We start from the raw sequence: 8434 nt of genomic DNA, 5'->3' as shown, positions 1-8434 counted from the left end.
GACCAGCGGGTACGGCGGAGGCGTTGCGCGAGGCTGCCAACAGATGTCCTTCCGAGGGCTCGCGGCGGACTGACTACACGCACGCCAGACAACCTCGCAACGTGAGCAAGCATCGCGGGTCGTCAAAGGGCAGCGCAAAGGGGCAGTGTAGCCGAACGGCACACGCCTGTCCACTTCACTCCCGCTGCATGCTCCACGTTGGTCGCAGCATCGCCCGTTCAGGCGGAAACGTCAAGCCCACAAGCCCGACTTTTAGCCGACTCTGAGCCCGGACGCTGGGTTTTCTCCCCTGTGTGACCGGTCGCCTACCGCCAGGCCCAAGACGATACCCGCGAACGGGGGCGGTTAACGCTCCGTCACACCGAGGGTCGAACCCATGCCGACAACCGGTGTACCTGTGACTTGGTTACCCGGGCGATTGGACTCGCTAAACCTGATTTTTGGTAACAATTGAAAGAAGCGGCGCGCCCGGACCGTCAGGCGGTCCCCAGCAGGGTCGACAGGTCGGCCACCAACCAGCGCGAGTCTTGCCGCACCATGACGAACCTGGCTCGATTCTGGGTGAACTGTTGCTGGAGCTCGGCTTTACCGGGGATCTCCTTGACCGTACCAGTGTTCACGAACAGCAGAACCTCTACGCGATCGGGCTTCGCCCGCTCGACCCCCGCCCCCGCCACGGCCACCGTCTGCACGATCTTCTGGGCCCTGGCCCTCGACGCCAGGGTCGTGGTCAGCTCCTTGTAGTAGTTGGTCAACTCCCCCGTGGTGTGCGTCCCGGCCCGTGCCAGGTCCTCCTCCACCGTCCGATAGTCGTACGAGAGCAGATCGGGCGCCACCTCCTTGGCCGCGGCCATGGCCTGCACGCCGGCGACGTCGGCGTCGCGCAGGTCGCGCAGGTTGAACCACATCGTCGGCACCAGCACGCCCGCCGCGACCACGAGGACGCCCAGCAGCACGATCATGAGGGTCCTCACATCACCTGCACCACCTTCGACACCAGCCACCCGCCACCGGTCTTGGTCAGGTCCATCGACCACCGGTAGTACCGCTCCTGCGGCGCGCTCTTGGAGCCGTCCCAGCGGATCTCCACGTCCGCCACGACCAGCACCTTGGCGGTGGCGCCCGTCATCGAGACCAGTCCTGTCGCGCGCAGCACGCCGTGCTGGACGACCTTGTTCGTCACCGTGGTGGACTTGAGCTTGGCCGCGTTGGCCGCGTACTCCGTCCTGGCCGCCCCGGTGGAGGTGTCGAGGATGCGTCTCACGTCGGCGTCGGCGGTCCGGTAGTCGAGTGAGATCAGGTTCTTCGCGTGCGTTCCCGCCGCCAGCAGCGCGGCCTCCTTGTCGCCTGCCCTGCCCTGCTCGTCGCGCGCCTGCGCGGCGATCCACACGCCCGTGCCGACCAGCACCACCAGCACCCCGCTGAGCGCCGCGATCAGGATGCGAGCAGGCCGAACGGCAAGTCCCGCCACGTCTGCATCACCCCTTCCCCGGCCGGTCGCCGGATCATAACGCGACACCTACGCCTGGAGCCCCTGAATCGACCGAGGCGGTTGGGGAGCCGGTGAAGGGCGGCACGCGGGACCCGGCTCAGAGTAAATCGGTCAAGGTTGCTAGATCCCCCAAATGCCTCCAGAAGGCCCTCAGATGCCCGCTGAGCGCCCAACGCGCTCTCACCGTCTTGCAACCCGCGACGGTCTCGGGGAGCGCCTCTTCGGCCCGCCCGCCACGCTCAGCCCCTCTGTGGGCGTAGGCAAACAAAGGCACGCCAATGTCGGGCCTTTCGTGATCTACCCGATGCCGTGGAGGTGGGCGTTGACCAGCCGGGGGTACTCCTCCAGCCAGTTACGCCCCCGCTCGTCCACGAACGAGCCCTGCGGCGGGAGCACGCCGTTGGCCGCCAGCCAGGTGCCCGGCGGCTGCTGGGTGCGGCGGATCTTGTTGCCGCTCGGCATGAGCTGCGGCGGGATCGGCGGCAGCGCGCCCGGGTCGTGCCCCATCTGCGCCTCGGCCTCCAGCTCGGAGACGTCCTTCTCCTCGGACATGCCGATCGGGCCGTGCTTCCTGGCGTTGAGGAACTGCCGCACCACCGGCTCGTCGCTCGACAACAACATCTCGCGCGGCCCGAACATGACCAGCTCGCGCCGGAACAGCATCCCGATGCTGTCGGGGACCGTACGGGCGGTGTTGATGTCGTGCGTCACGATCAGGAACGTCGCCTCGATCTCGGCGTTGAGGTCGACGATGGTCTGGTTGAGGAGCGCGGTGCGGACCGGGTCGAGGCCGGAGTCGGGCTCGTCGAACAGGATGATCTCCGGATCCAGCACCAGCGCCCTGGCCAGCCCCGCCCGCTTGCGCATACCGCCGGAGATCTCGCCGGGCAACTTGGACTCCGCGCCCAGCAAGCCGACGAGCTCGATCTTCTCCATCACGATCTGGCGGATCTGGGCCTCGGTCTTCTTGGTGTGCTCGCGCAGTGGGAAGGCGACGTTGTCGTAGAGGTTGAGCGAGCCGAACAACGCGCCGTCCTGGAACAACACGCCGAACAGCCGGCGCAGCTCGTAGAGCTTGTTCTCGTTGCAGTTGGCCAGGTCGTAGCCGTCGATCCAGATGTGACCGCGGTCGGGCCTGAGCAGGCCGACCAGCGTCTTGAGGAAGACCGACTTGCCGGTGCCGGAGGGGCCGAGCAGCACCGAGATCTCGCCCGCCGGCAGCGTGAGCGAGACGTCCTCCCAGATGACCTGCCGACCGAACGACTTGGTCAACCCGTCGACCATGACCTCGACGCCCACTGGCCACCTTCCCGATCGCAGGGAGTACACAGGGGATAACGTGCCGCACACTTTACTTGCGGAATGCCATCACCGTAACGACGTTCCGCCGAATTGGAACCTGTTCCAATAACTTGTTACTGGCCGGTTATGAGACTTCTGGTCCAGTAAGTGCCCGCAGGCTGGGCCGCAGCAAACGAGCGATCTCCTCCTGCGGCACCTCACGCAGTTCGTCGAGCTCCAGCAGTTGATGCCCGACCGTCACGCCGAGCATGATCATCGTCACCAGCGCCGCCCGCAGCCGCGCGTCGTCACCCGGGATGGCCTCGGCCAGCCGATCGATCTGCTTACCCAGCACCTGCCGTGCCGACACGGCCGCCTCGGGGTGGGTGAGCATGGACCGCATCATGGCCAGCGCGCCCTGCGGCAGCTCGCCCATCTTCAGGTTGAGCGTGCCCAGCAGCCGCTCGACCAGCTCCTCCACCCCGAGTTCCGAGTCGGCGACCGGCGCCATCCGCACGGCCTCCTGGAAGAGCCCCTGCTTGTTCCCGAAGTACTGCATCACGAGAGCGGGATCGACCCCGGCGGCCTTGGCGATGGCCCTGACCGTGGCCCGCTCGTACCCCACCTCGGCGAAGATCGTCCTGGCGGCGTCGAGGATCCTTCCCTCGGTCCTGCGCCGCCTCTCGGCCCGCGGAAGCAACCTCTCACCCACGCCCCGACTCTACATGCGTTGACCAATTCCACCCATTCGCTCTACGCTCGTTGAGTCAACGTACGTTGAGCGAAATGAGGGCACGCTTATGTCCATCGAAGAAATCGTCACCGGCTACCACGCGGCCATGCTGCACAAGTCCGCCGACGAACTGGCCGACCTGTATGCGGAGGACGGGCTGCACGAGTTCCCGTTCGGGGGGCTGCCGGCGTACAAGGGCAGGGAGGAGATCCGTGCGGGCTATCGCGCGTCATGGGGGGCGACCCCCGCCGAGGTGCGGGAGGTGCGCCGCGTGGCGCTCCACCGAACGACGGATCCGGAGATCGTGGTGGTGGAACAGAACACGTTCGTCACGGTCGCCGACCACCCGATCACGGTCCCCGGCCTGCTGGTGCTCCGGATCAGGAACGGCGAGATCATCCACACCAGGGACTACATGGACACCAGCGCCATATCCCAGGTACGAGCCGCCGCCGGTTAGCCATCCACGGACCGGATCGAGATCCGTGCGTCAACCGGCCACTCGCGGAGGCACGATGACGACGACGGTGTCCGCGAACCGGTCGTCGAACGATCCAACCACCTACGGCCACGACACGAACCCAGGCGGTGGGTCAGCTCTGGGTGAGGTCGAAGACGGTGGTGCCGGCGACGGAGGTGCCGGTGAAGTTGTCCTGCACCCAGGTCGCGATCTTGGCCGCCTCGTCACTGCCGCCCGTGTTCCGGCCACCACCTCCCATACCGGTGCCGATGAAGTAGTGGATCTTCTTCTCGGCGACGTACCGCTGGAACTGCTCCAGGGTCGGCGCGGGATCGGTCCCGTTGAACCCGCCCACCGCCATCACGGGCCAGCCGCTGGCGAGCTGGTATCCGGCCGCGTTGTTGGAGCCCACGGCCGCCGCCGATCACGTGTAGGCGCCGTTCTTCAGCAGCGCGGTCAACTCGGCAGCCGGTGTGCCCGCACCGAGCAACCCGCCCATCCCCATCCCGCCGCGCCCCCGGCTCTGCCCACCATCACCCCTTGGCCACTGCCGGAACGATGTCTGACCACCGTCACCACCGGGCGGCCATCCAGAAGGCTGACCACCTCCACCGGGGAGCTGAAACCCCGCACCGGGTGACCTTCCGAACCCACCGGTCGAGGGTCCAGCCGACGGAATGGCCCCGGTGTGCGGTGACGCGGCCGTGTCCACGGCATAGGCCGCCGGTCCCGCCAGGCACGCCACCACGGCCACGGCAACGACGGCGACAACGGCCGACATCCGGCGAGCGAACAGCATGGCCAGCGCCGCCCCCAGGCCCACCACCAGAACGGCGACGCCCAACCACGAGTTCCACTCGGCACTACGCGACAGCAGCAGATAAGACCACACCACCGTCCCCGCCGTGACCACAGACAGCAGCCGGTACGCCCGCCGCTCCCACAACACGGCCACGCCCATGCCCACCAGCGCCGCGATGGCCGGAGCCAGCGCCACGGTGTAGTAGGCATGGAAGATCCCCTGCATCAGGCTGAACACCAGCCCGGTCACCACCAGCCAGCTCCCCCACACCAAGAAGGCGGCCCGGACCGGATCGACCCGAGGCGCCCGCCGAGTGAGCCAGGTGGCGGCCACCAACAGCACCAGCGCGGCAGGCAACAGCCAGGAGATCTGCCCGCCCGCCTCCGTGTCGAACAGCCGCAGCCAGCCGGCCTGCTGGTTGAGATTGCCCAGCCCGCCGTAGTCGGCGCCGTTGAGCCGCCCGATGCCGTTGTAGCCGAGCGCCAGCTCCAGCACGCTGTTGGTCTGAGAACCCCCGATGTACGGCCGGTCCGCCGCGGGCACCAGCGCCACGGCCAGCAGCCACCAGCCGGCGGAGACCACCATGGCCGCACCGGCCAGCGACAACTGCCACACCCGCCGCCAGAATGCCACCGGCGCCGTCACCAGATAGAGCAGCGCGAAGCCGGGCAACACCAGGAACGACTGCAACATCTTTGCCAGGAAGGCGAACCCGATCGCGCTCCCCGCCACCACCAGCCACCCGGTAGAGCCGCGCTCCTGCGCCCGCAGCACGGCGTATGCGGCCACGGTCAGCAACTTGTTGAACCTGAACATCAACACGGCCACAGGAGTGAGCGCCATCACGGCCCCGGCCAGCAGCCCAGCCCAGGCGGGGAACAGCCGGCGCACGGAGGCGTACACCATCGCCACGGCGCCGACGCCCATGAGCGCCTGGGGAATGAGGATGGCCCACGAATTCAGCCCGAACAGCCGCACGCTGAGCACCATGGGCCACAACGAGGCCGGCGTCTTGTCGACGGTTATCGCGTTGGCGGCGTCGGATGCCCCGAAGAAGAACGCCTTCCAGCTCTGGCTCCCGGCCTGCACGGCCGCCGAGTAGAAGGAATTGGCCCACCCCGAGGCGCCCAGACCCCAGAGGTAGAGCACGCCGGTGCCGACGAGCAGCCCGGCCAGGGCCCAACGAGACTTCGCTTCGATAACCACACCCGGCACGCTAGGCAAGCCGGTTGGCGCGGCGATGAGACGTACATGAGAATCCTCTAAGCGCGTGCTGGATAGCTGAGCGCCCCACAGCGAATCCCCGATCCGGGTAAGAACCGCAGAGCCTCCTGGAACGCGAAAAGAGGCGGCATACCCGGCACCTGGGTGTATCCGCCTCTTTCCGAAGAGCGTGAGTGAAGGGGGAAGTTACTTCACGGTCACGGTGGCGCCGGCGCCCTCGAGGGCAGCCTTGGCCTTCTCCGCCTGCTCCTTGTTGACCTTGCCGTCGAAGACGGCCTTGGGAGCCCCGTCCACCAGGTCCTTGGCCTCCTTGAGGCCCAGGGACGTGAGGGCGCGGATCTCCTTGATGACCTGGATCTTCTTCTCGCCCGCGGCCTCGAGCACGACGTCGAACTCGTCCTGCTCCTCAACAGCGGCGGCCTCGCCACCACCACCGGCGGCGGGGGCGGCGGCGACCGCGACGGGCGCGGCGGCCTTGACGTCGAAGACCTCTTCGAACTGCTTCACGAACTCGGACAGCTCGAGGAGGGTCATCTCCTTGAACGCGTCGAGCAGCTCGTCGGTGCTGAGCTTCGCCATGATGGTTTCCTTACGTTTAGGGACATCTTCGCTGTAACTAGAAACGGGACCGCGGTATTTGCGGCAACCCCCGTGTTACTCGCCAGCCTCTTCGCGCTTGGCGCGCAGGGCGTCGGCCAGCTGGGCCATGTTGGTGGGCAGCGCGGCGAACATCGCGGCCGCGGCGCTCTGCTTGGCCTTCATGGCACCGGCGAGCTTCGCGAGGAGAACCTCGCGGGACTCGAGGTCGGCGAGCTTGGTGATCTCAGTGGCGTCTAGCGTCTTGCCGTCGAGGACGCCGCCCTTGATCACCAGAAGGGGATTGGCCTTGGCGAAGTCACGCAGACCCTTTGCCGCCTCGACAACGTCGCCGTTGACGAAGGCGATCGCGGTCGGACCGGCGAGCAGGCCGTCCAGGCCCGCCAGACCGGCCTGGTTGGCCGCGATCTTGGTCAGGGTGTTCTTCGCCACGGCGAACTTCGCATTCCCACCGAGAGAGGTGCGCAGCTCCTTGAGCTGCGCAACGGTGAGACCGCGGTACTCGGTCAGAACGGCGGCAGCGCTGCCTTCGAACTCGCTCTTGAGCTCGGCAACCGCTGTCGCCTTATCCGCCCTCGCCATGGGCCTCCTTCCAGATGTGCCACCGGCGAAGGGCCCCAGAAATGAGAACAGCCCCGGGCGCAGGGCGCACACGGGGCTCACGCACATGGAGTCAGACCATGTGGGAAACTCGCATCACACCTGCGCGGGCCGTCCACATGATGTGGATCCTTCGGTCGCCAGGCTTTGAGGCACCTGACGACGACCGGCGGTCTTCGGCAACGACCAGAGTACGTGCTGGCCGCCGAGTTTCCAAATCGTTCTCAGTTGGTCGTGCCCTTGGGCAGCTCTCCGATCTGGTCGGCGGGCGGGGCCTCGATGGCCACGGACTCGTTGAAGCCCTTGAAGAACAGGGTGGCGTCGAGCGTGGCGCCCTCCTTGGAACCGTTCAGGGCGAGCTTGCGCGGCAGGCCGTCCCCGGCCACCCAGATGTCGAACTTGATGTCCTTGAGCTCCGCCAGGTTCGTACGGGCCTGCTCCTGCTTGTCGGCAGGCAACTGCTGTACGGCCGCGTCCACCGGGAAGGTGCCGCTGTAGTGGGTGGTGTCCTCGCCGTTGACGCTCTCGTTGCCGACCGACTTCACGTCCTGCGAGGCCGTGACCAGCTTGGTCACGTTGCCCAGGTCGAACTGCTGGATCTGGGTCAGGTACTGGTTCACCTGGGCGGAGTCGCCCGCATCGGTGAGCGGGACCTTGATCCACGGCTTGGTGGCCCCCACCAGGTCGTTGAGCGCCTCGACCTTGACGTAGACGGTGTCGCCCTGCAGCACGGCTCGTACGCCGCCCGGCAGGCTCCTGCCGCCCATGTCGACGGTGTCCAGGGTGAGGTCCACGGCGAGCTGGGGCTTGCTCTGGTAGAGCATGCGTCCCTGCACCTTGCCGTTGCCTTCCTGCGGGTGCGTCACGTTCACCACGGCGTCGACCGTGTAACTGGTGACCTCCGCGGTCTTCTGCGCGGCCTGCGCGAGTACCTCTGAGGCGGCCAGGTTGACCTGGATGGGCTGGGTGTTCGAGCCACAACCGGCAACGGCGGCCACGACGAGCGCGGCTCCGGCCGCAGTGAGACCTATCGTGCGCTTCAGCATGTCTTGACCCTACGTTTAACTCTTCCTGCCGTGGCGCCTTCCCCGCACAATTAGGGGAAAACCCAGGGTTATCCCCAAGGCCGGGTAGTTAAGGTCCAGGGTTTGGTCGTCAAGGGGTTGGGGCGAAGTGGGGGCAAGAGGAACGGAGATCCAGTAGAACGGGTGATCTTCTACCACCGCCCGCTATCCCACTGGATCT

10 protein-coding genes are annotated in these 8434 nt (G+C 66.9%); 1 reads left to right on the top strand and 9 read right to left on the bottom strand.

From position 1 onward, the window contains the following. Nucleotides 1–476: 476 nt before the first annotated feature. The 4 genes from ACFLIM_RS49820 to ACFLIM_RS49805 form a co-directional block, all read right to left on the bottom strand. Nucleotides 477–974 (bottom strand): hypothetical protein, encoded by a 498-nt coding sequence (locus ACFLIM_RS49820; protein ID WP_393177893.1) that lies wholly within the window; start codon nt 972–974, stop codon nt 477–479. Then, nucleotides 971–1471, bottom strand: coding sequence for a hypothetical protein (locus tag ACFLIM_RS49815; protein WP_393177892.1), 501 nt, complete (start codon nt 1469–1471; stop codon nt 971–973). Before ACFLIM_RS49815 ends, ACFLIM_RS49820 begins: the two co-directional genes overlap by 4 nt. Before the next feature lie 318 nt (nt 1472–1789). Beyond that, a complete protein-coding gene (locus ACFLIM_RS49810; protein ID WP_393177890.1) occupies nt 1790–2791 on the bottom strand; it encodes an ABC transporter ATP-binding protein in 1002 nt (333 codons plus the stop codon). Between the two features lie 127 nt (nt 2792–2918). Continuing rightward, entirely contained in the window at nt 2919–3485 is a 567-nt protein-coding gene (locus tag ACFLIM_RS49805; protein WP_393177888.1) for a TetR/AcrR family transcriptional regulator, read from the bottom strand. A gap of 88 nt (nt 3486–3573) precedes the next feature. Between ACFLIM_RS49805 and ACFLIM_RS49800 the strand changes: the two genes are divergently transcribed. After that, the gene (locus ACFLIM_RS49800; protein WP_393177886.1) at nt 3574–3966 is read left to right on the top strand and encodes a nuclear transport factor 2 family protein; all 393 of its coding nucleotides are present in this window, start codon (nt 3574–3576) and stop codon (nt 3964–3966) included. A 133-nt stretch (nt 3967–4099) separates the two neighbouring features. On the opposite strand, the gene ACFLIM_RS49795 is transcribed toward ACFLIM_RS49800, so the two are convergent. The 5 genes from ACFLIM_RS49795 to ACFLIM_RS49775 all read right to left on the bottom strand — a co-directional run bounded on the left by ACFLIM_RS49795 (nt 4100) and on the right by ACFLIM_RS49775 (nt 8235). Further along, a complete protein-coding gene (locus ACFLIM_RS49795) occupies nt 4100–4378 on the bottom strand; it encodes a hypothetical protein (protein ID WP_393177884.1) in 279 nt (92 codons plus the stop codon). Nucleotides 4379–4390: 12 nt separating this feature from the next. After that, nucleotides 4391–5974, bottom strand: coding sequence for an ArnT family glycosyltransferase (locus ACFLIM_RS49790; RefSeq protein ID WP_393177882.1), 1584 nt, complete (start codon nt 5972–5974; stop codon nt 4391–4393). Between the two features lie 204 nt (nt 5975–6178). Continuing rightward, entirely contained in the window at nt 6179–6571 is a 393-nt protein-coding gene (rplL, locus tag ACFLIM_RS49785) for a 50S ribosomal protein L7/L12 (protein WP_393177880.1), read from the bottom strand. 75 nt (nt 6572–6646) lie between these two features. Continuing rightward, nucleotides 6647–7171, bottom strand: coding sequence for a 50S ribosomal protein L10 (gene rplJ, locus ACFLIM_RS49780; RefSeq protein ID WP_393177878.1), 525 nt, complete (start codon nt 7169–7171; stop codon nt 6647–6649). A 242-nt stretch (nt 7172–7413) separates the two neighbouring features. Next, on the bottom strand, nt 7414–8235 hold the full coding sequence (locus ACFLIM_RS49775; protein ID WP_393177876.1) for a DUF1396 domain-containing protein: 822 nt from the start codon (nt 8233–8235) through the stop codon (nt 7414–7416). Nucleotides 8236–8434: the final 199 nt, after the last annotated feature.

This window comes from Nonomuraea marmarensis (assembly GCF_043197025.1).
Lineage (GTDB): Bacteria > Actinomycetota > Actinomycetes > Streptosporangiales > Streptosporangiaceae > Nonomuraea > Nonomuraea marmarensis.
Note: the sequence above shows the minus strand (reverse complement) of the source record. Positions and strands in the feature narration are given on the sequence as shown.